Origin of the sequence: Pseudomonas sp. IT-P171, from assembly GCF_949767765.1 — a bacterium.
Taxonomy (GTDB): domain Bacteria; phylum Pseudomonadota; class Gammaproteobacteria; order Pseudomonadales; family Pseudomonadaceae; genus Aquipseudomonas; species Aquipseudomonas fluorescens_B.
This window is the reverse complement of sequence record NZ_CATKQN010000011.1, coordinates 272,583-299,118: the sequence shown is the minus strand read 5'-3', so window position 1 is coordinate 299,118 and position 26,536 is coordinate 272,583. Positions and strand designations below refer to the sequence as shown.

At 58.3% G+C, this 26,536-nt stretch carries 18 protein-coding genes and 2 pseudogenes; 7 read left to right on the top strand and 13 right to left on the bottom strand.

What is annotated here, in order from left to right; genetic code table 11:
• Positions 1–30 precede the first annotated feature (30 nt).
• Entirely contained in the window at positions 31–2,457 is a 2,427-nt protein-coding gene (gene ppsA / locus ACM6I5_RS09825) for a phosphoenolpyruvate synthase (RefSeq protein WP_414883717.1), read from the bottom strand.
• Between the two features lie 352 nt (positions 2,458–2,809).
• Between ppsA and ACM6I5_RS09820 the strand changes: the two genes are divergently transcribed.
• On the top strand, positions 2,810–4,021 hold the full coding sequence (locus ACM6I5_RS09820; RefSeq protein ID WP_414883716.1) for an acetate/propionate family kinase: 1,212 nt from the start codon (positions 2,810–2,812) through the stop codon (positions 4,019–4,021).
• 202 nt (positions 4,022–4,223) lie between these two features.
• On the opposite strand, the gene ACM6I5_RS09815 is transcribed toward ACM6I5_RS09820, so the two are convergent.
• The 8 genes from ACM6I5_RS09815 to ACM6I5_RS09780 form a co-directional block, all read right to left on the bottom strand.
• Positions 4,224–4,841 carry a Spy/CpxP family protein refolding chaperone gene (locus ACM6I5_RS09815; RefSeq protein ID WP_414883715.1) on the bottom strand — a complete coding sequence of 206 codons (618 nt, stop codon included), beginning with the start codon at positions 4,839–4,841 and terminating at the stop codon, positions 4,224–4,226.
• Positions 4,842–5,018: 177 nt separating this feature from the next.
• The gene (locus ACM6I5_RS09810; RefSeq protein WP_414883714.1) at positions 5,019–5,579 is read right to left on the bottom strand and encodes a nitroreductase family protein; all 561 of its coding nucleotides are present in this window, start codon (positions 5,577–5,579) and stop codon (positions 5,019–5,021) included.
• A 140-nt stretch (positions 5,580–5,719) separates the two neighbouring features.
• Complete coding sequence (locus tag ACM6I5_RS09805; protein ID WP_414883713.1) at positions 5,720–5,962, bottom strand: acyl carrier protein; 243 nt, start codon at positions 5,960–5,962, stop codon at positions 5,720–5,722.
• An 11-nt stretch (positions 5,963–5,973) separates the two neighbouring features.
• Entirely contained in the window at positions 5,974–7,092 is a 1,119-nt protein-coding gene (locus ACM6I5_RS09800) for a dihydrolipoamide acetyltransferase family protein (protein ID WP_414879722.1), read from the bottom strand.
• 46 nt (positions 7,093–7,138) lie between these two features.
• Positions 7,139–8,125: an alpha-ketoacid dehydrogenase subunit beta gene (locus ACM6I5_RS09795; RefSeq protein ID WP_414883712.1), complete on the bottom strand. Its 987-nt coding sequence runs from the start codon at positions 8,123–8,125 to the stop codon at positions 7,139–7,141.
• On the bottom strand, positions 8,122–9,105 hold the full coding sequence (pdhA, locus tag ACM6I5_RS09790) for a pyruvate dehydrogenase (acetyl-transferring) E1 component subunit alpha (protein ID WP_017338540.1): 984 nt from the start codon (positions 9,103–9,105) through the stop codon (positions 8,122–8,124). The genes ACM6I5_RS09795 and pdhA overlap by 4 nt, the downstream gene beginning before the upstream one ends.
• Positions 9,102–10,865 (bottom strand): acetate--CoA ligase, encoded by a 1,764-nt coding sequence (gene acsA, locus ACM6I5_RS09785; RefSeq protein ID WP_414883711.1) that lies wholly within the window; start codon positions 10,863–10,865, stop codon positions 9,102–9,104. The genes pdhA and acsA overlap by 4 nt, the downstream gene beginning before the upstream one ends.
• Positions 10,866–10,895: 30 nt before the next feature.
• Positions 10,896–11,783: a universal stress protein gene (locus ACM6I5_RS09780; protein ID WP_414883710.1), complete on the bottom strand. Its 888-nt coding sequence runs from the start codon at positions 11,781–11,783 to the stop codon at positions 10,896–10,898.
• 260 nt (positions 11,784–12,043) lie between these two features.
• On the opposite strand from ACM6I5_RS09780, the gene ACM6I5_RS09775 reads away from it, so the two are divergent.
• Positions 12,044–13,096 (top strand): phosphotransferase, encoded by a 1,053-nt coding sequence (locus ACM6I5_RS09775; RefSeq protein ID WP_414883709.1) that lies wholly within the window; start codon positions 12,044–12,046, stop codon positions 13,094–13,096.
• A 21-nt stretch (positions 13,097–13,117) separates the two neighbouring features.
• On the opposite strand, the gene groL is transcribed toward ACM6I5_RS09775, so the two are convergent.
• A complete protein-coding gene (groL, locus tag ACM6I5_RS09770) occupies positions 13,118–14,734 on the bottom strand; it encodes a chaperonin GroEL (protein WP_414883708.1) in 1,617 nt (538 codons plus the stop codon).
• A gap of 301 nt (positions 14,735–15,035) precedes the next feature.
• Between groL and ACM6I5_RS09765 the strand changes: the two are divergent.
• Positions 15,036–15,533 (top strand): annotated as a pseudogene (locus ACM6I5_RS09765) (BCAM0308 family protein).
• A 74-nt stretch (positions 15,534–15,607) separates the two neighbouring features.
• Here ACM6I5_RS09765 and mgtA read toward each other — a convergent pair.
• Positions 15,608–19,198, bottom strand: coding sequence for a magnesium-translocating P-type ATPase (gene mgtA, locus ACM6I5_RS09760; RefSeq protein ID WP_414883707.1), 3,591 nt, complete (start codon positions 19,196–19,198; stop codon positions 15,608–15,610).
• A 199-nt stretch (positions 19,199–19,397) separates the two neighbouring features.
• Here mgtA and ACM6I5_RS09755 point away from each other — a divergent pair, with 199 nt between their 5' ends.
• The 3 genes and pseudogenes from ACM6I5_RS09755 (at position 19,398) to ACM6I5_RS09745 (ending at position 22,463) form a co-directional block, all read left to right on the top strand.
• The gene (locus ACM6I5_RS09755; RefSeq protein WP_414883706.1) at positions 19,398–21,077 is read left to right on the top strand and encodes an HAD-IIB family hydrolase; all 1,680 of its coding nucleotides are present in this window, start codon (positions 19,398–19,400) and stop codon (positions 21,075–21,077) included.
• 172 nt (positions 21,078–21,249) lie between these two features.
• A pseudogene (locus ACM6I5_RS09750) lies at positions 21,250–21,366 on the top strand (N-ethylmaleimide reductase); the annotation flags it as partial.
• A 113-nt stretch (positions 21,367–21,479) separates the two neighbouring features.
• Positions 21,480–22,463, top strand: a complete 984-nt coding sequence (locus ACM6I5_RS09745; RefSeq protein WP_052909699.1) for an LLM class oxidoreductase — start codon at positions 21,480–21,482, stop codon at positions 22,461–22,463.
• A 173-nt stretch (positions 22,464–22,636) separates the two neighbouring features.
• Here the strand turns inward: ACM6I5_RS09745 and ACM6I5_RS09740 are convergent, their stop codons facing one another.
• Positions 22,637–23,644 (bottom strand): zinc-binding alcohol dehydrogenase family protein, encoded by a 1,008-nt coding sequence (locus ACM6I5_RS09740; protein WP_414883705.1) that lies wholly within the window; start codon positions 23,642–23,644, stop codon positions 22,637–22,639.
• A gap of 110 nt (positions 23,645–23,754) precedes the next feature.
• On the opposite strand from ACM6I5_RS09740, the gene ACM6I5_RS09735 reads away from it, so the two are divergent.
• On the top strand, positions 23,755–24,645 hold the full coding sequence (locus ACM6I5_RS09735; protein ID WP_017338529.1) for a LysR family transcriptional regulator: 891 nt from the start codon (positions 23,755–23,757) through the stop codon (positions 24,643–24,645).
• A gap of 22 nt (positions 24,646–24,667) precedes the next feature.
• Here the strand turns inward: ACM6I5_RS09735 and ACM6I5_RS09730 are convergent, their stop codons facing one another.
• Positions 24,668–26,449 carry a monovalent cation:proton antiporter-2 (CPA2) family protein gene (locus tag ACM6I5_RS09730; protein ID WP_414883704.1) on the bottom strand — a complete coding sequence of 594 codons (1,782 nt, stop codon included), beginning with the start codon at positions 26,447–26,449 and terminating at the stop codon, positions 24,668–24,670.
• Positions 26,450–26,536 lie beyond the last annotated feature (87 nt).

Sequence of the window (26,536 nt, the reverse complement as noted above, 5' to 3'; positions counted from 1 at the left end):
CTTGATCATGCGAGCCATGAGGCAACGGTTTTACGGTTTGCGATTGAGTGACAGGCGCTTTTCCACCGCCAGAACATGCCGAGTCGTGGCGAGCACGGCATCCGGATTGAGGCTTATCGAGTCAATGCCGATTTCCACCAGAAATTCAGCCATCTCGGGATAGTCAGACGGCGCCTGTCCGCAGATGCCGGAGTGGCGGCCGTTACGTTTTGCGCCCTCCACCGCCAGGCGAATCATCTGTTTCACACCCGGATCGCGTTCATCGAAATCGAAGGCGACGATTTCCGAATCGCGATCCACGCCGAGCGTCAACTGGGTCAGGTCATTGGAGCCGATAGAGAATCCGTCGAACAGTTTGGCGAAGGCGTCAATCAGGATGACGTTGTTGGGGATCTCGCACATGACGTAGACCTCCAGTCCGTTTTCTCCGCGCTTGAGGCCATGGCTGGCCATCGCTGCCAACACCTTTTCGCCCTCCTCCACTCTGCGGCAAAAAGGAATCATCAATTTGACGTTAGTCAGGCCTATCTCGTCGCGAACCCGCTTCATTGCCGCGCATTCCAGCGCAAAACCTTCGGCATAGGCACTATGGGTATAACGGGACGCGCCACGAAAACCGATCATCGGGTTGTCTTCTTCCGGCTCGAAATACTTTCCTCCCAGCAGGGTCGCGTATTCATTGCTTTTGAAGTCGCTCATGCGCACTACGCAGGGTTTTGGATACACCGCCGCAGCTATAGTGGCGACGCCTTCGGCCAAGGTCTTGACGAAAAAATCCGCAGGATCACTGTAAGCAACACTCAGGGCAGCGATCTTTTCACGTGTTGCTTCATCCACTTTTTCAGGGTGCACAAGCGCCATCGGATGCACCTTGATGTATTCATTGATAATGAATTCCATACGCGCCAGACCAATGCCATCCACCGGTAGCGAGGCAAGACTAAAGGCCTGATCAGGATTGCCCAGGTTCATCATAATCTTTGTTTCTGGATGTCCCAGCTGGCTTAGATCGGTGTGCTGAATGTCAAAATCCAGAATGCCTTCATAGACATGTCCGGTTTCGCCTTCGGCGCAGCTAATGGTGATCGGTGTGCCGGTTTCTATTTTCTCTGCCGCGTTTGCGGTTCCCACGATGGCGGGAATGCCCAGTTCACGCGACACGATGGCGGCGTGACAAGTACGGCCGCCCCTGCTCGTCACGATAGCCGCGGCGGTCCTCATGACAGGTTCCCAGTCGGGTGCCGTGTTCTCTGAGACCAGCACCTCGCCCGGTTGAAACTCACTCAGATGCTTGGCATCGTTGATGACACGCGCCTTGCCGGCGCCAATTCGGGTACCGACCGCCCGGCCCTTGAGCAGCACTGTCGATCTTTGCTTGAGATGGTAAATCTCAAGCACGCTACCGTTCTTTTGCGACTCCACCGTTTCCGGTCGCGCTTGCACCATGTATAAGCGGCCATCGATCCCGTCTTTGGCCCATTCCATATCCATGGGTTTGTAAAAACCGGCTTTGCCCGAATAGTGGTTTTCAACCTTGATGGCATAGTCGGCCAGCACCATCACATCCGCATCAGAGATGCAGAAGCGGGTTCGTTCTTCGAGGGGCGTGTCAATATTCTTGGTGTATTCCACCGCGATATTGCCGGTATTGAGCTCGCCGGCAAAAATCATCTTCTTTGCTTTGCTACCCAGGCTGCGCTTCAAGACAGCACGATAACCCTGGAGAAAACTGGGTTTGTGCACATAGAAGCTGTCCGGGTCTATCGTGCCCTGCACGACATTCTCGCCGAGCCCCAGCGCGGCATTGATGAAGACGACATCCCTGAAGCCTGTTTCCGTGTCCAGCGAAAACATCACGCCACTGGCCCCGATATCGCTACGCACCATCTTCATGACCACGACGGCGAGATAGACCTTGTAGTAATCAAAGCCATTGTCGTATTTGTAGTGGATGGAGCGGTCGGTAAAGTTGGACGCCAGGCAACGTTTGTAGGCATCGAGCAGATCATCGTCACGGGCGATATTGAGATAGGTGTCGTTCTGCCCGGCAAATGAGGCTTGTGGCGAATCCTCAGCGGTCGCCGAGGAACGCACCGCCAATGAAATGCTTTCGCCGTATTCCTGTTTGAGTTGGGCAAAACTTTGCAAAATCGCCGTCTTCAGATCTTCCGGCAATGAACAGCCATATACGATCGCCCTCGCCTTTTCACCACGCGCCTGCAAATCCTTGATGTTGTCGGGGTCGAGTCCGTCCAGTGCCGCATGCAGAGGCTGCCAGGCGCTATTGTGATCAAGCACATAACGATACGCTTCAACGGTGATGGCAAAACCGTTGGGGACGCATACCCCCTCAGTCGTGAGGTTCTGGTACATCTCGCCCAGCGAGGCGTTCTTGCCCCCGACCAGCGATACATCGTTGATACCCAGCTCTTTGAACCAGCGGATATGTGAATACATCACGATGTTTCTCCATTTGATTGGGGGGCGGCCCTCTTTCGTTTGAGGGCTGCGCTTCCCCCGCGCCAGCGCTCAACAACGCTAAATAGAACTTGATACAGGCTTTATGGCTTGATGCTGTCTGCGGGTGTTGATCTAGATCAATGAGCGCCCTTTGAGCAGCAACACCCGTCCGGATCGCCACGTCCGACCATCCCCCTCAAAGGGAAACGCGCTACAGTTTCCTTGCCGTTACCAACCCCAGGACCGCCGTCGACTTGCTCCAGGCCGCGAGGCGTTGGATCGACAAGCAGTATCGCCAAGCACAAAGGCCTCGCCGCCCGCGAAGGCCTGTAACACGGGTAAACCTGCCATGAACGACACAGATACCGGTGAAGTGATCCTGGTCCTCAATGCGGGGTCGTCGAGCATCAAGTTTGCCCTGTTCGACGCGACCTGCAGCCCTTTGGCTCGCACACCACTGTGGCGTGCAAAGGTCGACGGCATCACGGGGCCAAACTCGGTGGTCAGCGAAAACGACGGCGACGATCAGCCTCTGCCCCTTGATGAAAAGCACCCTTATCACGATGCCCTTGGGTATATTCGTGAGCGGCTGCACACTCGACTGTTAGGCCGTTCGATCAGGGCCATCGCCCACCGCGTCGTGCATGGAGGGATTAAATACTCCAAGCCGGTATTGATCGACACGCAGGTACTGGCCGACCTTAAAGGCTACATCCCGCTAGCCCCTCTGCATCAGCCCTTTGCGCTGGAGGCCATCGAAACACTGCTACAAACCCGCCCCGACCTGCCACACGTGGTGTGTTTCGATACCGCCTTCCACCAGACCCTGCCAGACGTGGAGAAAATCCTGCCGCTGCCTTGGTCGGCCTGGGAAAGCGGCTTGCGTCGTTACGGGTTTCACGGGCTTTCCTATCGCTACCAATCCATTGCGCTGGCCGAGCGCTATGGCGATCAGGCGCGTGGTCGGACACTGATCGCGCACCTGGGCAGCGGTGCCAGCCTGTGTGGCATGCGGGACTTGAAAAGCGTCGCCACCACCATGGGTTTCTCAGCGCTGGACGGTTTGATGATGGGCTCGCGCTGCGGGGCGCTGGACCCTGGCGCCGTGATTTTCCTGATGGAAACCTGGAAGCTGAGCCTCGAGCGGGTCAGCCATATTCTGTATCACGAGTCTGGCCTTCTGGGCGTTTCCGGGGTTTCCAGCGACCCTCGCGAATTGCTCAAAGTCGAAGCCACTGAGCCTCGCGCGGCCATGGCCCTTGCGCTGTACCTGCGCCGCTTCATCCACGAAGCCGGTGCCTTGGTCGCGGCACTGGGTGGTCTGGACATGCTGGTGTTCACGGCTGGTATTGGCGAACACAACGCGGCGATTCGCTCTCGTATGTGCGCTGGCCTGCAGTATCTGGGCGTCGAACTGGACGAAACGGCGAACCAGGCCAATGCCCCAGTGATCTCGACCCCGGCCAGCCGAGTCAAGGTGGTGGTCGAGCCCACCAACGAAGAATGGGTCACGGCACTCGACGCCCTCCGCCTCACCGAGCCAGTCAACCGGCAACGGTAACCGAGCATCTCGCTGCCGAAAAGCCTGAAGCCATGCAAACGGTCGGGCCAATCCAAGGCGAGTGAATCCCCTGACTGCCCTGCCCCTGGCCGGGAAACCGGGAAGGTTTTTTTGTCCGGGGATAGGACTCGCCCTGTCTACGCGCAACGTTTTACCGTGTCGATTTTCATGATGGTCACCCAATCGAACAGTCAGTCAGCGCCTACTGCGGGTCTGTTGGGTCCTGGTCGCCGTCCATTTGCGGTTTTGGCATGTGCATTGGCATCTGCATTGGCATGTGCATCGGCATTTGCATGGGCATCTGCGCGCCGCCATAGCCAGCATGCCTGCGATGCATCACTGCCCAGAACAGGTCGAATATGGTTTTCTGTTCAGTTTCCAGAGCGTCATAAAACGTTTTGGTCCGCGCCTGAGCAGCATCCAGACGCACCAATTTCGCCTGCATCCAGTTGGTGTGTGCGCGCAGCCGCTCTATCCTTTTTGCCATTCTTTCCGGCGTCGTTGCATCAATCAGCGCTTGCTTCGAGTTCGCCATCTCGTCGTGTCGGGTCTTGTGCATTTCCAGTTGCTGATTGGCATCCGCGATGACCCCGTTAGCCCATGTCTCCCAGGCAGGCATTTGCTCTGGCTTGAGATTGAGCTTGGCTTTCAGATCATCCAGGGTCTGCTGCGTATGTTTGACCCAATCGACGTCCTGGGAATGATGGGACATGCCACCTTGCGGTGACATGGGTGGGTTGGCGAAGACGCCGGTGGATGGCAACAGGAAAACGCTCGCTGCTATCAACATGTATTGGCCGATCAAGCTTGATTTGTTCATTTCAGTTCTTCTCAACACCATGGTGGGAATGGTTCGAGATTAGGAGCCGGACAGGTGGACAATCTGATCCACATCAGAAAACAGCCAGACAAACGAGGCTGCGGCTAGACGGTCGATAGTGGCAGCCACCGTGCACGATGACGACGCTGCCGACATGGACGGTAGAGTGTTTTGCGATCAGCCAATCCAGCGAATCTCCGGCGCCTTGTGCAAGATGGGTCCAGGCGCAGATTTCGGGTGGCCAACGATAATGGGTGCCACTGGCGTCCACTCGGCCGGCAGGCCCAGGGCATGCTTGCCATCCGGCGTATTGAGATAGCTCTGCGCAAAACCGATCCAGCAGGTGGCAAGGCCTTCTGCATACGCGGCGAGCATCAGGTTCTCGGCAGCCAGTGCACAGTCTTCGACGATCCAGGGACTCGGTGCGTTTCCCGAAATCAGGATGAGTGCAGGCGCGTGATAGAAGATCTGAAAGTTTTCATCATTGAGCAACGTATGGAAGTGCTCGGAATGGAAGCCTGCCGGCATCGTCTTGAGCATGTACGCTTTCGCTTCACGGGAGATCCGGTCCAGCAGTGCCTGGTCGCGAATCACCGTGAAGGCCCACGGTTGTTGGTTCATTGCGCTGGGCGCCTGGGCAGCTGCACTGATCAAGCGCCGCAGGACGTTCTCATCAACGGCTTGCGTCGTGTATTCACGCGCAGAGCGCCGGCCGGAGATTGCCTTGTCAATGTTCATGAGTGCCTACCTGATAAAGGGCCACTCATAAGGTCGTCCACCCGCATGGACTTGCTGTTGATTTAGATCAAATCAAGGCGGAACCGCTACACCGGAGGCAGCGCAAGCACTCGACGCCCCGCAGCCACTGCTCGGTGCCCTCATCCCTTTTGTCCCAGGTAGGTGATGAGTTTGTCCAGGGTGTCCACGGTTTGGTAATCGCTTTCAGGAATTGCAATTCCCAGACTCCGATTCAGAGCCTCAATGAAACGAAGCCAATCCATGGAATCCAGATCAACCTCTTCGCGCAGCGACCGATCAGATCGCAACTGATCGATTTCAAGTTCCGGGGCAATGCCTTTCAAGGCTTTCAATACTTCATCGCGGATCATTTGCGGGTTCATATGTCCTCTCCTCAAAGCGCCTCTGGCGTCTGCAGCAAGCGACGGACTTCGCCGAGAAAACGTGCGCCGTAATGACCGTCGCTGACTCGATGATCGGCGGACAAACTGCAAATGACGGTCGGCATGACACACAACTGGCCCTCTTTCACCCAAGGCCGCTCACTGATACGACCGAAACCGACCAAGGCCACCTGGGGTGGGTAGATCACCCCGAATACGCTGTCTACACCCTGGTCGCCGAGTTGCGTGACCGTCATCCCGGCGCCTCCCAGCTCGGAGCTGCGCAGGGAACCGCTTCGGGCGCGCTCGACCAGGCTGGCCAGTTCACTCATTAAATGAGTCAGGGAGGCGTCTGCCACATGATGCAGCACCGGGGCGACCAGGCCACCCTGGCGCAGGGTGATTGCCACACCAAGGTCGGTATCGAGTGCGGGTTTGAAGGCGTTATCCAGCCAGAAACCATTGAGCTGCGGATAGTCGTGCAAGGCCAGCGCCACCGCTTTGAGCAGCAAGACACCGGGCAGCAGGCGCTCTTGAATTGTGCTTTGCGCATTGTGTGCCTGCAGCCAGGCCATGGCGTTATCCAGGGCGATGGTTTCGCTGAGGTAGTAATGGGGAATCTCGCGTTTTGAACGAGTCATGGCCGCCGCAATGGCGTGCCGCATGGCCTGGTCGGGGTCCGGCGGATGCGCCACATGAGCGGCAGCCTCGATGTCCTCCAGGGTAACGACTCCATGTGGACCATGGCCTTTCATATCAGCGGTGCTGACGCCTAGCTCGGCAGCACGCTTGCGCGCCGCGGGAGATATCCGCGGGCGTCTGCCGGACGATGCCTGCTCTTCGATCAGCAGCGGCGCCGCGGTCGTTGTTCGTCGCGCACTGTGCGGATCTTCGCCCGGTTCCAACAACCAGGCGATGGTGGTACCGACCGGGACTTTGGCGCCGATATCGATCAGCAGTTGCGACACTGTGCCCTCATGCCAGCACTCGACATCGATGGCGGCCTTGGCGGTATCGACGACGGCAATCACCTGGCCCGGCTTGACCACATCGCCCGGATGGACTTTCCATTCCAGCAACGTGCCTTCATCCATATCAGCCCCCAGAGAGGGCAATTTGAATTCGATCATTGTTTACCCTCGTGGCTCGATACTCGAAGACACCACGTCATCGCACTCACCCTGATGTCCCCTGGCACAGCTCATGAGCAGCCGCGACGATCGTCGACACTTGTGGCAGGGCCGCCTCTTCCAGATGCCGGGGATAAGGTATCGGCACTTCGGCGCTGCACACCCGTGCCGGCGGTGCATCCAGCTCGAAAAAGCCTTGTTCTATGATCCGCGTGATGATCTCGGCGGATAGACTGCCGCTGCGCCATCCCTCATCGACCACCAGGGCCCGACGGGTCTTGCAGACAGAAGCCATCAAAGTCTTGTCATCCAGCGGGCGCAGGACCCGCAGGTCGATGACTTCGCAATCAATGCCCTCCCCGGCCAGTACCTGCGCAGCCTCCAGGGCCTTGCCGAGTGTGCCGCCATAAGTGATCAGGGTCAGGTCCTTGCCGGTTCGGCGTACCTTGGCGGAGCTGATGTCCACCGTCTCCCACTCGCCCGCATCCCCCTCCAGGTTGTAGAGCTGGGCGTGTTCGAATATCAGCACCGGGTCCGGATCCAGCAGCGCTGGCCAGAGCATGCCGCGCGCATCTTCGATGGTCGCCGGCGCCAGGATTTTCAGCCCGGGAATATGGGCGTACCAGCCTTCCAGGCTGTGCGAGTGTTGCGCTGCAAGCTGGCGTCCGGCGCCTGTCGCCATGCGCACAACCAAGGGCACAGAGAACTGTCCACCGGACATGTGCCTCAAGGCAGCAGCCGTATTCATCAACGGATCGAGGGCGAGCAGACTGAAGTTCACGGTCATGATTTCGACAATCGGTCGCATGCCCCCCAATGCCGCCCCTATTCCAGCGCCCACGAAACCCAGCTCGGACAATGGCGCGTCTCGAATGCGCTCGGGGCCGAACGCCTCAAGCAACCCCAGGGACACGGCATAACTGCCACCGTAGCGACCGACGTCTTCGCCCATCAGAAATACCCGCGGGTCCCGCTGCAGCGCCTCACGTATTGCCTCGCGCAGCGCTTCGCGATAGCTCATACGAATGCTCATGGCGCCGCCCTTGGGGTGTAGACATCGCGGGACAGATCCTCAAGCGGCTCCAGGCTACCGCTTTCGGCATAGGTAACGGCGGCTTCTACTTCAGCGTCCACCTGGGCCAGGATCGCCAGAAATCCGGGTTCGTCTAAAAGGCCCTCGGCCTTGAGCTGTGCACTGAACGTATGGATCGGCCCATGGGTCTTCCATTGCTCCACCTCGTCCTTGTCACGATACAGCTGTGGGTCGAACATCGAGTGGGCACGAAACCGATAGGTGCGGAACTCCAGAAAAAAAGGCCCACGCCCCGCACGGATGTGTTCAACCGCATCACGAGCGGCTTCGTAGACCGCGATCACGTCCATGCCATCGACGGACCGGCTATCGACTTTGTAGGCCGAGGCTTTCGCACACAGGTCCGTTTGCGACTGCGAACGGTCCAGGGCAGTCCCCATCGCATAGAGGTTGTTTTCGCAGCAAAACAGCATCGGCAGCTGCCACAATGCGGCCAGGTTGATGGACTCATGGAAGGCCCCTTCCGCCATCGCGCCTTCACCAAAGAAACAGGCTGAGAGACGCGATCCACCTTGCATGCGTTCAGCGAGCGCCAGGCCGACCGTCAGGGGCAAGCCTCCCGCCACGATGGCATTGCCGCCGAAGAATCGTGCCGTGGCATCAAACAGGTGCATTGAGCCGCCGCGCCCTCGCGAGCATCCTTCCTGGCGCCCATACATCTCGGCCATGATCGCCTTCATGGGGACGCCCTTGATCAGGGCGTGGCCATGTTCGCGATACGTCGCAACCACGGCATCGTTGGCTGCCAGTGCATGCAGAACGCCGACAGCTACCGCTTCTTCGCCGATGTACAGGTGCAGAAAGCCACGAATCTTGCCCTCTCCATACAACTCGCCAGCCCGCTCCTCAAGACGACGGATGCGCACCATGTCCCGCAGCAGGTCGAGAGCAATGTCCTGGGACCGCGATGGGAGGCTCATGACGGGCTCTCCATGCTGGACGTATCGCCTTCAGGCAAACCCAGTTCCCGGGCCTTGAGCAAACGCCGCATGAGTTTTCCGCTACGGGTGTGCGGAAGCACTTCCACAAATTCCAGTTCCTTGGGCGCAACGACCGCCCCGAGGCGCTTGCGTCCGTGACCGAGCAACTCGTCGTGCAAGGCCTGGCTGGCAGTGAAACCAAGCTTGAGTGAAACAAAGGCCTTCACGGTTTCGCCCAACAGCGGATCGGGCTTGCCAATCACTGCGGCCTCGGCCACGGCCGGGTGTTCCATGAGAGAGCTTTCAACCTCGAACGGACCGATCAGGTGACCCGCCGACTTGATGACATCGTCACTGCGACCAATGAACCAGTAGTAACCGTCGGCATCGCGACGCACGAGATCGCCGCTCAGGTACCACTCACCGACAAAGCACTGACGGTAACGCTCCTCCTGCCCCAGGTAGGCACGGAACATGGCAGGCCATGGCTGTTTCAAGGCAAGGTCACCGACCTCGTTGTCACCCAGAAACACCAGACCGCCCTCTTCTCCTCGAACGACGATGGCCGCCTCGACACCCGGCAAAGGCTTACCCATGGAGCCTGGCTTGATGGGCATGGCGAGCGTGTTGGCAATCATGATGCCGCCGGTTTCGGTCTGCCACCAATTGTCGTGGATCGGCAGCCCAAGCACCTCTTTGCCCCACCAGACCGCCTCTGGATTGAGCGGCTCGCCGACACTGGCAATAAACCGCAGACTCGGAAAATGATGGCCGCGCGCCAAGGCTTCGCCTGCTTTCATCAACAGGCGAATGGCCGTCGGGGCGGTATACCAGACTGTCACCTGTTGCTTCTCAAGTATCCGGTACCAACGCTCGGCATCGAATTCATTGCCCTCGACCACACTGGTGACGCCCAGCAACAACGGGGCAAAGATCCCATAGGAAGTGCCGGTCACCCAACCCGGATCGGCGCTGCACCAATAGACATCATCGGGGTGCAAGTCCAAGGCGTATTTTCCGGTGACGCGGTGGGTCAGCGCCGCGCCATGGACATGCAACACGCCTTTTGGGGTGCCCGTCGTGCCGCTGGTGAAGTGTAAAAGTGCCGGGCTGTCGGCTGTCGTATTGGCAACGGCGAAGGTTTCATCTGCCTGCGCCAGCAGTTGATGCAGATTGAGCGTCCCCTCGATCTGCGCCGTATCGCCGCCGTTTTCGTCATACAGCAGCACCTGTTTGAGTGCCGGCAAACGCTCGCGTATGGCCGCGACCTTGCGCCGGTAGAGGGTTTCGCTGGTCAGCAACACACTGGCTTCGCCAAGACGCATACGGGTTTCGATGGGTTCGGGACCGAACGCACAGAACAAGGGAGACACCACGCAACCGAGTTTCAGGCCACCGAGCACGCCCAGATAAAGTTCCAGCCCCCGGCCACAGAGTACAAATAATCGTTCGCCGGGCATCACGCCCAGTTTTTTCAATACATTGGCAAATCGGTTGGTCAGGAGGCTCAGTTGGGCGTAGCTGATGTCGCGACTACCTCCATTGCGGTCAAGAATGCGCAGTGCCGTATGCCGTCGATGCGCACCCTGCGCATGCCGATCCACGGCCTCATACGCAAGGTTCAAACCGCCGCCCGGCAAACCGGCCAGAGCACTGGCTTCCACCTGCCAGGAAAAGGCCTCGCGAGCTTTCACACTATCGAGCCAATTTGGCGCTAGCGGCAAGTTGGCCAGGGTTTTCTTAATGATCGCTGGATGCATGATTGCCCCCCTTGAGTCGTCGGTCCGTCCCTAGACCGCCAGGACGCTGCAGGGCACCTGATACAGAATATGTTCTGTCGTGCTGCCCAGTAGTTTCTCCATCCCGTGGTACTGGACTCTGCCCAACACAATCACATCCACGTCGTGCTTGTTGGCAAACTCGCTCAGCGCCGAGACAGGATGTCCCAGAATGAAATGCCGCCGGTTAGCAGGCACACCGTACCGACCGGCGAATTTCAGGAACGATTTTTCCAGCTCTTTACGCAGCCCCTGGGTCAGCTCCGACAGGTTTAAGCTCCCGCCCAATTCCTCCAGGCAATCTTCCCTAATGTCACAGGCAAACAGCAGGTGCAACTCGGCATCACACTGTATGGCGAGGCTGGAGGCCTGTTGGATAATGCGGTCATTGAGTTCGCTGTTCTCAGGCCCACCCGCCGCCGCATCAACCGCCGCCACGATCTTGCGCGGCAGGACATGGCGAGCCTCGCCCACCAGATAAACCGGTACCGGACAGTGGCGCAGCAAGTGCCAGTCCAGCGGGGTGAAAAACGTGCGCTTGAGCGCTGATTCTTGCTGGATTTCCTTGATCAACAGGTCGGGCTGCAACGCCTTGACGTGATCCAGAATGTCTTGCTCCATGTCATCAGCCCACGCCACCTCGGTGGTCACCACGACCCCGCTGCCACGCAGATGTCTGGCCTGATCGCTCAGCCAATCACGATGGTCCTGCAGGTAGCGTTCCCGCGCCTTTTCCCGGTCGCCTTCTTCGAGCAGCGACAACAGTTTCAACGCCGGGATCAACGCCGCAATATGCAAACGTGCACCGCTGGCCCTGGCGAGCGCTGCGGCATGGTCGATTGCCGGAGAATGGCGCAGGGCCAGGTGGATGATGAGTAACAAATGTTGATACTGGCTCATGAGCTGACTCCAGGCAGAGCGCTTCAACGCTTGCCGCTGATCCTCGTAGGGCTCAGCCGTTGCGTCCACGCAGGACCAAGCACCAACGTTGATTCAGGTTGCTCCGCTGCAATGTGCCTGACGTTGATAAATATCAAATACCGGCGTGAGGCCCGTGAGACACGCAGCCTTTCATTCCACCGTACTTGATCAATATCAATCGGAGCGGGCCTTCGCTTCTTCACACTGCCGAAAAGTCCGCAGACGGCGTGGTGGCGAGAATGAACACCCTGCAAGACGAGGTCATTGCCTTTCTCTCCAGGCCGTCCAGCTACGGCACGTCAAACCAGCCAGTGGAGCGTATCGAGACCCATGGTTCGGTGATTTTTCTGCACGCCGACCGCGCCTACAAACTCAAACGCGCCGTGGCGTTTGCCGAGCTGGATTTCTTAAGCCTGGAAAGCCGCAAAAACGCCTGTGAGGCAGAGCTACTGTTGAATCGACGGACAGCGCCGACGCTGTATTTGAGCCTGTGTCCGATCAATCGCCAGACGAATGGCCAGCTGGCACTCAATGGTTGCGGACCCGTGGTTGACTGGCTCGTGGTGATGCGTCGCTTCGCTCAGGATCGGCTGTTTGACCGCATGGCCGTTGAAGGACGCCTGACTGAACCGATGCTGGAACAGTTGGGGGCGGAGATCGCCCGCTTTCATGCCAGTGCACAAATCACCCCTTCTTTCGGTCGCATTTTGGACCTGTATGAAGAAATCGAGAAAAATCATCGGGAAATGTCTCGCTACTCGCCTCTCCTCGATTTCGCGACAGTCACCGCGATTGCTCACACCTCCCGGACCCAGCTGGAGTCGTTGACCGGCTGCCTCGAAGGTCGCCGCCGTGAGGGCCGCGTTCGACGCTGCCATGGTGATATGCGCTTGGCCAATATCTGCCTGCTCGACGGCCAGCCCACACTCTTCGATGGTATCGAGTTCAGTGAGCGGCTTGCCTGCATCGATGTGCTCTACGACGTGGCTTTTGTGCTGATGGACCTGCAACACCATGGCCTGAACAGGCTGGGAGCACGGCTGTTGTCCAGCTACCTCAACCACAGCGATGCGCAGGAAGACTGCAAACCCTTGGCGTTTTTCCTTTCTTTGCGGGCTGCCACGCGCTCCTTCTCCCTCGCGGGGGCGGCGCTACGTCATGCCGATCCGGCCAAGCGATACGAAAAAAAAGAACAAGCTGTCCAATTGATGCATCAGGCACTGAGTTATTTGCACGGCGAAAACCCGATCCTCAATCACCTGACGATGACCGAGGCAGCCTCCTGCACATGAGCTTTGTCCGCTACGGGATTTTCATTCAGGGAAAGACGGCTGGGCAGGTGATTCCTTTTCCGGAATATCAGTCATGGTCGCCTCGGTCAGCAGCAAGATACTGGCGACTGAAACGGCATTTTCGAGGGCAATACGCACCACCTTGGTCGGGTCGATGATGCCGGCTTCGTACATGTCGACATAGCAATTGGCGGACGCATCGAAGCCAATGTTCCCGGGTTCGGCGAGCATGCGCGCAATCACGACGCCGACATCCACTGCCGAATTCTCAGCGATGAGTCTGGCCGGAGCTTCCAGCGCCCGGCGAAGAATCTGCAAGCCGGTCCTGGCATCGCCTTCATAACGGGCCTCTTCGGCCGCGAGAATCGGGACGGCCTTGAGCAACGCAAGACCACCCCCCGGCACAATGCCTTCGGCGATCGCCGCCCGGGTCGCTGAGATGGCATCATCCAGCGCATCCTTGCGCGCCTTCATTTCGGCTTCGGAAGGTGCCCCGACCCGGATCACCGCAACACCGCCAGACAGCCTCGCCAGTCGTTCCTGAAGCTTTTCACGGTCGTAATCGCTGGTGGTACTGTCTATTTGCGTTCGAATCTGCTGCAAACGTGCCTCGATGGCCTCGCGTGTGCCCGCGCCCCCTATCAGCGCCGTGCTGTCTTTTTGCACCACGACTCGATGTGCACGTCCCAACTGGTTCAGCTCCACCTGTTCCAGGGTGACACCCAGTTCGTTGGAAACCACCGTTGCCCCCGTCAGAACGGCCATGTCCTGCAGCATTTCCTTGCGCCGATCACCAAAGCCAGGAGCTTTGATCGCCACCGCTCGAAGAACGCCCCGTATCTGGTTGACGACCAGCGTGGTCAATGCCTCACCTTCAATATCGTCAGCGATCAAAACCAGTGGTTGCCCGCTTTTGGCCACGAGCTCAAGCAAGGGAAGCAAGTCTTTGAGTGCACCGATCTTATGGTCACAGAGCAGCAGGCAGGCGTCATCGAGTTCGACCTGCATCTTCTCGGCATCAGTGACGAAATAGGGTGAAACAAAGCCTCGGTCAAACCGCATTCCTTCCATGACCTCGACCACTGTTTCGGTGGTCTTGGACTCCTCGACACTGACGACGCCTTCAACGCCGACCTTTTCCAGGGCGTCTGCCACCAACTGACCGATGACGGCATCGTTATGCGCCGAGAGCGTGGCGACCTGGGCCTTTTCCTTGAGCGTGCTGACCGGTCGCGATTGAGCGGCGAGGGATTCGACGACCAACAACAGTCCGCGATCCAGGCCACGCTTGAGGTCGATCGCACTGGCACCCGCGACGACGTTGCGGATGCCATCGGCCAGGATTGCATGGGCGAGCACCGTTGACGTACTGGTCCCGTCCCCGACCGCATCGCCTGTGCGTTCAGCCGCCTGACGCAGCATTTGCGCGCCCAGGTTTTCCTCGGGGTCGAGCAGATCAATGCGTTTGGCGATCGTCACGCCATCATTGCAGACCGTGGGATTGCCCCATTTATTCTGGATCAGTACCGATTTTGATTTCGGGCCCAGCGTCACCCGTACGGCATCCGCCAACTGTGTGGCGCCACTCAGGATTTTCTCGCGAGCTGCAGCACGAAACATGATTTTAGTGTGAGCCATCAGGATGCTCTCCCGGCCGGTTTTACAACAAGTGCGTTTTTGCAGCGTCTATGAACTGGCTCGTGTGACGTTGACTTTTATCAACAAAATCCCAACGCCATCGAGCCCTCCCTGTGTTTCAAAGGTGACCGGCTGTCAGCTGCCGCCCCTGAATTGACAAAGATCAATTCGCGCAGCAAGAAACCGGGACCAAATGGAGGTGTGAGAACCAAGGTGTGTTCAGCGGGCTGAAGAGGAAGGAACGGTTTTTCAGTCACGGTTATAGATGGAGTTTTTCCATCTCATGTGCGAGGAGGAAACCATGGACAAGTTTCAGCAAAGTCAGAAAAGCAAGCTGTTCAAAACATCCACCCACGATCCCTACAAGTTGCCGCGGGTTGAAGGTTCAGCCATCTGCACGCAATGCGACGCGGTCTATCAAGCCGGTAACTGGACCTGAAAACACCCCGAAAACACGATCATTCCTGGGGCGCAAGCAGTGACCTGCCCGGCGTGCCGACGCATCGATGACAACATGCCAGCGGGTACGGTTACGCTATCGGGCAGCTTCTTGCTCAAACATCGAAATGAAATCATCCACCTGATCGAAAACACTGAAAAAAAGGAAAAGGTCGATCATGCCCTCGAGCGCATCATCAACCTGGCCGATTCTGGGGATGACCTGATCGTGAGCACGACCGGCATCCATCTCGCGAATCGCCTGGGCCATGCTCTGGAAGCCGCGTACAAAGGGAACGCTGATTACCAGTATGGCGATGATGAGTATGGCCTGAGCGTCAAGTGGAGACGTGACGAATAGAGCCGGGCGCAGTGGAACGAGCCCGTGAGCCCATGCCTTCCCCATCGTGACGAAAAGGTCGGCAAACACCTGGCTCAAGCATGACGACGATGGGATGTGTGATGGCGTTTGGAGCGCTGACGACGGTAGAAAATGCGCTTCACACATTCAGCTGAAACCAGGTACACCACGCTGATTGTCAACACCACAGCGATGATGTGGAATGGCAAAGGCACCAAGCCGAACCAAGGGGCTACCGGACTGTACGGTAGCCCGATTGCGAGCAGGCCGATGCACAACGCACTGATCATCAGCAGTTTCGCCGGGCGGCTTTGGTAAAACGGTCTGTACGTCCGCACGATGAAGATCGTCAGCAGTTGAGTCAGCAGTGACTCAACGAACCAACCGCTGCGGAACACTTCGGGAACCCTCTCTGCGAGCAGGTAAAGGGCTACGAACGTCAGCATGTCGAACAGCGAGCTCACCAGCCCGAAAACCACCATGAAGTTGCGGATTTCGGTGATATTCCAGCGATGAGGGGTGCTTTCCCATTCGCGATCAACGTTGTCGTTGGCAATGCCCATGGAAGGAATGTCAGACAATAGATTGTTGAGCAATATTTGCTTGGCCAGCAGTGGCAGGAAGGGTAACGCCAGAGAAGCCAGGGCCATGCTGATCATATTGCCGAAGTTGGCACTGGACACGATTGAAATGTATTTGAGGGTGTTGGCAAAGGTATGCCGACCCTCTTCGATGCCTTCGCGCAAGACGTCCAAATTGTGCTCCAGCAACACGAAGTCTGCCGCCTGCTTTGCCACGTCGGCGGCGTTGTCTACCGAGATCCCGATATCGGCCACTTGCAGGGCCGGGGCATCGTTGATGCCATCCCCCATGTACCCGACCACATGCCCGGTCTTCTGCAACGCCCGGATGATGCGCTCTTTCTGGTTGGGGTCGACCTCGGCGAACAGGGTCGTCAGTGGGGCCAGGTGCATCAGCGCTTCGTCTTTCATCGCCGAGAGTTCGGCGCCGGTGATGATTCGCTCCACAGGCAGGCCCACCGCCTGGCCTACATGGCGCGCGACCAGATGGCTGTCGCCGCTGATGATTTTCACTTGCACCCCGAGCTTGTCGAGAGTGGCGATAGTGTCCTTGACCCCGGGTTCCGGTGGATCGAAGAACAACAGAAAACCACGAAAGATCATGTCCCTTTCTTCACTGCGGCCATAGTGCGGTTGATCCGGCAGCACGCGACTGGCAAGGCCCAGGACTCGAAACCCCTGCTCGCTCCAGTCTGCGAAACGCTGGACAATTGCCGCTCGCTCCGTGTCATTGAGTGCGAATATCTGGTCGCCTCGTCGCAGTTGAGTGCAGACCTCCAGCACATTATCCAGCGCCCCTTTGGTGACCATCAGCGTGTCGGCCTCAGGTGCATTGCCCACCACCACGCTCAGGCGCTTGCGCACAAAGTCATACGGGACTTCATCGCGCTTGATGACCTGCGGACAAGGGCTCAGGCTTTTGCCCGCCAGGGTAATGGCGTCGTCCATCGCGTTGCGCATACCGGTCTGCAAGCTCGCATTGAGCACCGCCAACTGCAGGATCTGCGAGTCGGCGGCGCCATCGACGTCCATTGCACCGTCCAGCACCACGACACCCCGGGTCAGCGTGCCCGTCTTGTCAGTGCACAGAATGTCCATCGCGCCCAGGTTCTCGATGGCGTTGAGGTGCCGAACGATGACCCCTTTGGCCGCCATGCGCTGAGCACCTTTTGCCAGCGTGATACTGAGGATCGCGGGCAGTAATTCGGGTGACATCCCGATGGACAATGCAATGGCGAACAACAGGGTATCGAGGGTCGGACGGTGCAGCAGAATATTGATGCCGAACACCACGATCGTGATCACCAGCATCACCCGCAGCAGCAAGCCACCGAAATGCCGCAAACCGCGCTCAAATTCGGTTTCGGGAGGCCGTAGCGACAGGGTCCTGGCGATGTGGCCGATTTCGCTTTCATCGGCATAGCGCGTGACGAGCACTTCGGCCGTGCCGCTGCGCACCGAGGTGCCCATGAACACGCAGTTATGGCGCTGTCCCAGGGCAGCGTCGGCTGCGCATTCCCCGGGCAGTTTCTCCACTGGAAAGGTTTCGCCGGTCAGCAGGCTTTCACTGACAAAGCAATCGAGGGCCTGCAGCAGGCGGCCGTCAGCGGCGATGAGGCTGCCCGCGCTGAGCAGCATGACGTCACCGGGCACCACTTCAGCGGCTGCCACCTCAACGATCCGGCCGTCCCGGCGTACCGTTGCCCGCAAAGCGATTTTGTTGCGTAACTGTTCCACTGCCGTGCTGGCGCGATTTTCATACCAGGCACTGAGTACCGCGCTGATCAGGACAATGCACCAGACGATCGCTGCATCAAGCCAGTCTCCTACCGCCAAAGCGACCAATGCGCCTGCAACCAGAATCAGAACCAGCGGCGTGCGCATTTGCTCAAGCACCAACCTGGCCAATCCCTGAGGCCGATCCTTGGCCTGCGTTCGTGCACTGCGCATTCGGGATTTGGCTTGTGCACTGCTTAACCCTGTTTCGGCGCTGTGCAACGTGCCGAGCAACTGGCTGACCGCAAGGCTCCAATAATCGGCATCAGCATACTCCGCGTTTTTTTTTGCCGGCGGATGCCATTCGCGATGCGCCAGCCAAAGGCCTGGCAACATCGGTAACCAGAACGTCAGGCCGCGAAACAGCAACGTGGCGGACAGCGCCACCGCAATGTTCACCCCGACCCAGTGCAACGTCACGACGGCCGCGGCTTCAAAAGCCCCCAGGCCTCCCGGCACAATGCCGATACTGCGCAATACGCTGGCGAGCATGAAACCGGCAAACAGCCCCAATGGCGGCGCCGAAACACCCAGTGCGCGGACCAGCACCCACAATGTCGCGCTGTCCAGGATGATAATCGCCAACTCCAGCAGCGTGATGCGCCAGAGCAAGGCGCGGCTGCGTACTAACTGCCGATCAGCCCCGGTGAGAAACGAAACGCCTTTGGCGACAATCGAAAAACGCTGTCCCGGTACATGGGACGTCAGGTTCGTATTGCCCGCCAGTTTTGGCGTGATGACCGCCAACATCAGGCTTGCCGCCACAAATACTGAACACAGGGTCATGACGGCGGCAGTTGCATGCCCCTGAAACATCACCACCGGCAACGCCACGCCGACTGACAATCCATAGGCCAGGAAGTACCCGGACAAATCCAGCACCAGACACGCCAGGACTACCGGCTTTTCGAACCCGAGTCTTGCGAAGGATGCGACGACCGCGAAGGCCCCACTGATGCCGGAGGACGGCAGTGCTTGATCGACAAACAGCTTCATCACGCTGAGTTTGCCCGCGTCCCAAAGCGAAAGGTGTTGCGCTCTTGCTTTGAGCACCACGCGAAAAACCTGTCCCTGTGCCAGATATGTGAGCGCTTGCAGCCCAAGGGCTCCCACGAGCCACAGCGGCTCTGCCTCCATCAGCAATTGCGTGAACGATTCGAGATCAGTGAAATGCAGCGCGACGCCAACGACCATCGCACAGATCGCCGCACCCAGCAGCCACGCCCCCCACAGTGCAGTGCGATTGTAATGCTGGCCTTCAACAACTGGCGGGGGAGTGAAATCCGGGATGGGCGGTTTAACGGGCATGCCATACCCCTGAGCTGTTCAGCAGACAACTGGATTCTGGTCCGGCAGTGGTGGTTTTGTTTGATTCAAGTCAAGCACACCCGCTTTCCCACGAGCACGATGATGAAAACCGCTTTTACCCTCCTCTGCCTGCCACGTTGCCCCCATCAAATTCAGGCTGGACGAGGACCGACCCAACCAGGCCTGTATAGGAGCGAGCATGCACTTCTTAGCCCTAGCGGTGGACTTTGACGGAACCATTGCCGAAAACGGTAGCGTTCCACCAGAGGTCTGTGCCTCGCTCACAACCCTTAAAAACAGCGGTCGCAAGTTATTGCTGATTACAGGCCGGGAATTGCAAGCGCTCAAGCATCACTTTCCACACCTGGAACTGTTTGACATGGTGGTCGCAGAAAATGGCGCGCTCTTGTACGACCCGCTCACAGACACCGAGGAGCTCATCGCAGATCCGGCTTCGACGGAGTTGGTTAGCCGCCTGCGCGACCATGGCGTCGCGCCGTTGTCGATCGGCCGGTCGGTCATCGCCACATGGCACCCGTTCGAGAACACGGTGAGCAACAGCATTCGCGAGCTCGGCCTTGAACTGCAGATGACCTTCAACAAGGATGCGATCATGGTCTTGCCCTCGTGTGTGAACAAGGCGTCGGGCCTGAGTGCCGCCTTGCGAAGACTCGGCATTTGCGAGCTGAACGTGGTGGGCGTAGGCGATGCAGAAAACGACCACTCCTTTCTATCGATCTGTGGCTGCGCCGCCGCTGTGAGCAATGCCATCGAGTCTATAAAGTCCAGCGCTGACCTGTGCCTCAGCCAAGATCATGGTCGAGGGGTCTGTGAATTGGTGGGCTTGCTGCTGGAAAAAGACGCCAGGCTGGTTCCCGTCGAGCGCACCGGGATCCAGCTGGGCCGGACCACCAATGCACGGGAGGTATGGCTTCCTCCAGAATCGGTGATGCTGGTCGTTGGAAATTCGGGTTCTGGCAAATCCAGCTACATCACCTGGCTGACAGAACGGATGGTCGAGGCTCACCAGGGATTTTGCATCATTGATCCCGAGGGGGATTATCTGACCCTGGACGATGCGGTAACGGTGGGTGGCCTGACCGCCCCACCGACGACAGAGGAGTCGGTCCATCACCTTTTACAGGCGCAGCTCAATGTGGTGGTGAGCGCCCTTGCTCTGGATCTGGCAGCACGTGTGCAACTGTTCGGCGAGCTACTGCCCTTTATCCAGCATCTTCGCAGTGCTTCGGGTCGGCCCTACTGGTTGATCGTGGACGAAGCTCATTACATGCTCCCCCACTGTGCCGATTGGCCGCCCGGTTTTCTCGGAAACATCGGTGCAATCATCGTCGCCCCCGACTTCGATCAAGTCTGCCCGGCCCTGCTTGAGGGGGTAGACGTGCTGGTGACACTCGGCAGTACGGCCAGGGAACTGGCCGAACAGTTTGCCAAACGCATGCAGCGCAGCAGCCCCGAGTTTCCAGAACGTTTGCCAGGCCTCGAACATGCCTGTATCTGGAACCTTCGCGAAGGCGATGAGGTGTTCCTGCTCGATCAGGTGCAGCCCAATCAAAAGCACCATCGGCACAGCGGCAAGTACGTCGCCGGGGATGTCGGCGCATGGCATTCATTCCACTTTCCTACGCTTGGCCAAAGTGCCTCGAACCTGACGGAGTTTTTGTCCTCGTCATCGCAACTTGCGGACCTCACCCTTCGCGAACACATGGATGCCGGGGATTTTTCCAATTGGTTCCGCAAGGTGATCCGGGACGATGTGCTTGCCAACAAGACACACCTTATTGAAACAGACAGGACCCTGGCCCCCAAGAATGCGCTGGAACAGATCACGCGACTTGTGCAATCGCGCTATCACCTCTAGGAAATCACGGCTGAACTGCCCGGAGTTCAAGCTCAAGCTGAATGAATCGCCGGCATCGTAGTCAGCGCCAGTCAGGCGGTTGCCGCCGATCGTCCTGACGACGAACATGGCAGTTCACTGCCAAACCGCCTACGCTTCTTGTATGAATCCCCAGGCCGTTGCCGAGGTACCAGTATCGGGCTGGAGCGATCTGATTGCCTTTGATCGCCCATTCATTGCCAACCCGGACCTGCACGCGCGTATCGCCAGCAACTGGCCCCTCAATCCGGTCGACCCGACCAGCCTGTAAGGCGTAACCGATAAAGGCTACACGGACTACCCCACCTGTCGTTCCTGAACGACCGATGCCGCACCTCCAGAAATGGGGGCACTCTTCACGTTCTCCCACTGAGGAAGATGAGTATGTATCGGCCAAGCACGCTTGCTTATCAGGAACATCGGGGATTCAGGCGGACCTTCACGCCGGATCATTTGAGCCTCGGATTGTTCTTTCCTTTGGAGGCCTTCGCTGGGGACACTCCGAGCATGCTCAACCAGGTCGAACTGGCCAAACGAGCAGAGGCGCTGGGCTTCTGCGCGCTCTGGTTTCGCGACGTGCCTCTTCGGGACCCTGGTTTCGGCGATGTCGGCCAAGTCTTCGACCCTTGGGTTTACCTGGGCTATATGGCCGCTCATACGTCAGAAATAGCGCTTGGCACCGCATCCATCGCCATCCCTTTACATCATCCTCTGCACACGGCCAAGGCATCAGCCAGCGTTGATCAGTTGAGCGCAGGTCGCTTGATTCTTGGGGTAGCCTCCGGCGATCGCCCAGTGGAGTTTTCGGCTTTTGGCGTCGACCCCGAAAGGCGCGGAGAAATCTTTCGAGAGCACTACGAGGTGATTCGTCGAGCCCACAGCACCAGCTTTGAACCCATCCACTGGAGCGGTGGTGAGATGCAGGGGGCAGACCTCATTCCGAAGCCCACAACCCAAGTCATTCCAATGCTCGTGACCGGGAACAGTCGCCAGTCACTGGACTGGATCGCGCGCGAAAGCATCGGATGGATCAACTACCCACGCATACCGAACATGCAGCGACTGGTCGTGGAAGATTGGCGGCTGGAGGTCATGAAGCAATGTGGTTCCGTCTACAAGCCCTTCACTCAGTCGCTGTATATCGACCTCGATGAAAACCCGTCCACGCAGCCTACTCGCATTCATTTGGGGTTCAGACTTGGACGCTACCATCTCCGGTACTTGCTGGAGTCGCTTGAGGAAATCGGAGTGGACCACGTTATCCTCAATCTCAAATACGGAAAGCGCCCTGCTGCGGAAGTCATTGAGGAGTTGGGTACTCACATCGTTCCGCAATTTGGAGTACAGCCGAGTCCCGGAGCGAATTGATACGCCGGCCGCTTTCACGCCCGGCTTCTTTGCCTGTCCTGGCCTTAAGCAAGGCAATCGATACTCACACGTTACCGGACGGATTCATCGTCAACGCTCCAGCAGTGAAAACATGGCTAGTGATGCCGCAAGCGGTGCAGCGGGCCGCAAGCGCACCCACCCAATGAGTGAAATCAGAAACCTTCGAGAACGATCTTGCCCCGGGCCTTGCCGCTTTCGACCAGCGCATGGGCACGACGCATGTTGGCCGCATTGATCGCACCGAAGTGTTCCCCCACAGTGGTTTTCAAGACACCTTGATCAATCAGATCGCTGATCCGATTGAGCAGGTGATGCTGTTTGATCATGTCCGGGGTTTCGTACAGCGAGCGGGTGAACATCAGCTCCCAATGCAACGACAGCGACTTGCGCTTGAGCGGCATCACGTCGAGGCTTTCGGGATCGTCAATCACCCCCAGACGCCCCTGTGGCTTGAGCACGTCGATCAGTTGTGCAAAATGCTGTTCGGTGTGGGTCAGGCTGGCGACATAGTCGATCTCCGGCACGCCGAGCGCTTGCAACTGCGCGAGCAGTGGCTGGCGGTGATCAATCACGTGATGCGCGCCCAACTGTCGCACCCAATCAACGGTTTCCTGACGTGAGGCGGTACCGATGACGGTAAGGCGAGTCAACTGTCGGGCCAGTTGCACCAGCATCGAACCGACGCCGCCAGCCGCTCCAGTGATCAACAGGCACTGGCCCTCCCCCGACCCCTCGATGACACCAAGCCGGTCAAACAACAATTCCCAGGCCGTGATCGAGGTCAACGGCAACGCTGCCGCATAGGCTGCACTCAATGAGCGAGGCTTGTGCCCGACGATCCGCTCATCGACCAAATGGAATTCGCTGTAGCTGCCGGTGCGGGCAATCGAGCCGGCATAAAACACTTCATCGCCCGGCTGAAACAGCGTCACTTCAGAGCCGACCTCGCGGACAATGCCTGTGGCATCCCAGCCAAGGATTTTCGGCTCTTTTGTGAAAGTTCCGGCGCGCACCTTGGTATCGACCGGATTCACGGATACCGCGCGAACTTCGACCAGCAGATCCCGTGGGCCAGGTGTGGGCGCCGGGAGACTGATGTCAATCAATGCTTGTGGATTGTCGATGGGCAAGGCGTGTTCGGTAAAGGTGATGGCTTTCATGGACACTCGCTGTCTGAAGGGTTGATGCACTCACTTGCCACCATCTTCGACTTCCCATGTACAGAGAAAAACAAGCAGAATGCGCCAACACTTTCACTGCTGGAGTGAAAATGATCCGCATCGATGATCTTGCTTTATTCATCCGCAGCGCCGCGTTGGGCAGTTTTACCGCAGCGGCGCTGGAGGCGGATCTACTGCCTGGTCAGGTCGCCGCCGCTATCAAACGTCTGGAGCGCGAGCTCGACGTGCGCCTGTTCGCCCGCACCACTCGCAGCCTGCGATTGACTGCAGAGGGCGAGCAATATCTGCCCACCGCCCACTCAGTGCTTGAGACCCTGAAGCAAGGCAAGGAAAACCTGCGTGGTGAAAACGCCACGCTGCGGGGCGTACTGCAAGTGACAGCGCCGTCCGATCTGGGGCGCAACATTCTGCTGCCGTGGTTGACGCAGTTCCGCCGTCAGCATCCGCAATTGACGTTGCGTTTTTTCCTGTCGGACCAGATGGCCAATCTGTTTCGCGACCCGGTGGACGTGGCGATTCGATACGGCCCGAATGAAGACGCCAACTATGTGGCACTGCCGCTTGCACCGTGGAACCAGCGAGTGCTGGTGGCCTCGCCGGAGTATGTGCAACGCTGCGGTTCTCCCCAAACGCCGGATGACTTGAGCAAGCATTCCTGCCTGCTCTATCTGCAAAATGGCCGGGTCTATGACAAGTGGAACCTGGGCGGGCAAACCGTGCAGGTTTCGGGGCCGTTGTTCAGCGATGACGCCGATGTCGTGCGGCGCTGGTCATTGGAGGGTGAAGGTATCGCCTACAAATCCTGGCTGGATGTCAGTGCCGATATCGCTGCAGAGCGTCTGCTTGTGCTGCTGCCGGATTATCCTGGCGAAGCTTCACCGTTGAGCCTGGTGTGCCCACATCGTAAGCAGATCAGCCCTGCGGTTTCTCAGCTTTACACGTGGTTGAGGGGCCAATTTTCTGCTCTGGAGCCCCGTTGAACCGAATGACTGCGATTGATGCTCACTGAGCATCCCGCGCTTCATGGTTCGGCGGATCAATGCGCTCAATATTCCCCAGTACCAACGCTCGCCCGGCAAACAGGCCGCCCGATGTTTCCAAGGCAAAACGTTCGGCATCGCGTTTGCGCACTTCGTCGATCACCGCGTCGGCTTCGTGCTCCGACGCACCCAGCGTCAGCACGGCCTGACGGCCGAGCAGCAGGGCCGCCTCAAAGGTTTCCCGCACGATGTAGTCGGCGTCGTGTTTGACCAATTCCAGCGCATGTTCGCGGTCAAAGGCGCGCACCACCACTTTCACCTGCGGGCAGTAGCGCCGCGTACTTTCGACAATGCGTGTCGCGGCTTTTTTATCATCCACACAAATAATGATGGCGCGGGCGTGATGGGCGCCAGCAGCGTGCAATATTTCATGGCGGGCGCCATCGCCGTAATAGACCTTGAAACCATAGGGCGACGCGGCGCGAATGACCTCGGGATCTATATCAATTATGGAAAGTTTCGCGCCCTGAGCGAGCGGCGCCTGGCAGGCAATCTGCCCCACACGGCCAAAACCGATGATGAGTACATTGCAGCGCAGATTCTGTGCGGCTTCCACACCGTCCAGGGAAACGGTCCGCGCGCGAGCAAACCGTTTGTACAGCAATAAAGTCACCGGCGTTATGACCATGGAGAGCACCACAATAGCCGTCATATTGGCGTTGACTTCAGGACTGATGGCCCTGAGTTTGAGCGCTTGGGCAAACAGCACAAAAGCAAATTCGCCACCCTGCGCCATCAGCAAGGCGCGATCCAGCGCGTCGTCATGACCGCTTTTCGCGAGGCGCGCGACCGCATAAATACACAGCGCCTTGACCACCATCAGCGCCAGCACGCCGGAGATGATGAGCCTCCAGGCCTCGGCCACCAATTGCAGATCCAGCGACATGCCGACGCCGAGGAAAAACAGCCCCAGCAGCAGGCCGCGAAACGGCTCGATGTCGGCCTCCAACTGGTGGCGGAAAGTGGATTCGGACAGCAACACACCGGCCGCGAAAGCCCCCATCGCCATTGAAAGACCGCCGAGTTCCATCAGCAACGCTGCACCCAACACAACCAGCAGCGCAGCGGCAGTCATTACCTCGCGCGCTTTGACTTGGGCCAATACCCGAAACAGGGGATTGAGCAGCCACAACCCGATGGCCACCAATGCACCCAAGGACAGCGCTGCGATACCTATGCGCTGCCAAAGTGGAGACGTGGGTCCATTCGCCAACTCCGTGGGCGCCAGAAATGCCACCACCGCCAGCAAAGGGGCTATCAACAGGTCTTCAAACAGCAAAATGGACACTACGTGCTGCCCTCTCGGCTCGGTAATGTCACCGCGTTCCGAGAGAACTTGCATAACCAGAGCCGTGGAGGTGAGTACAAAACCCGCTGCGCAGACAAATGACACCTGCCAAGAGAATCCGAAAGCCATGCCGACAAAAGTGAGCAGACATGCACTGACCACCACCTGCAGGCTGCCCAACCCAAAGATCTGCCTACGCAGGTCCCATAGGTGAGAGGGTTTCATCTCCAGGCCAATCACAAAAAGAAACATGACCACGCCCAACTCGGCCACCTCAAGGATGGTGTGGGGGTCATTGAAAAGTTGCAGTCCGAAAGGGCCAATGATCAGGCCCGCCGCCAGGTAACCGACCACTGAGCCGAGCCCGATGCGTTTGAACAGCGGCACTACCAGCACGGCGGCGGCAAGCAAAATGACGACGCCCAATAATTGTCCTGCATTGCCTTCAACGGCCATAGCATTGACCCTCATCCCACATCAGGACCGGTAATGCTTCCACGGCCAGGCGTGTTGAGCAGAGCTTTCAAGCTGAGCGCTCAGTTC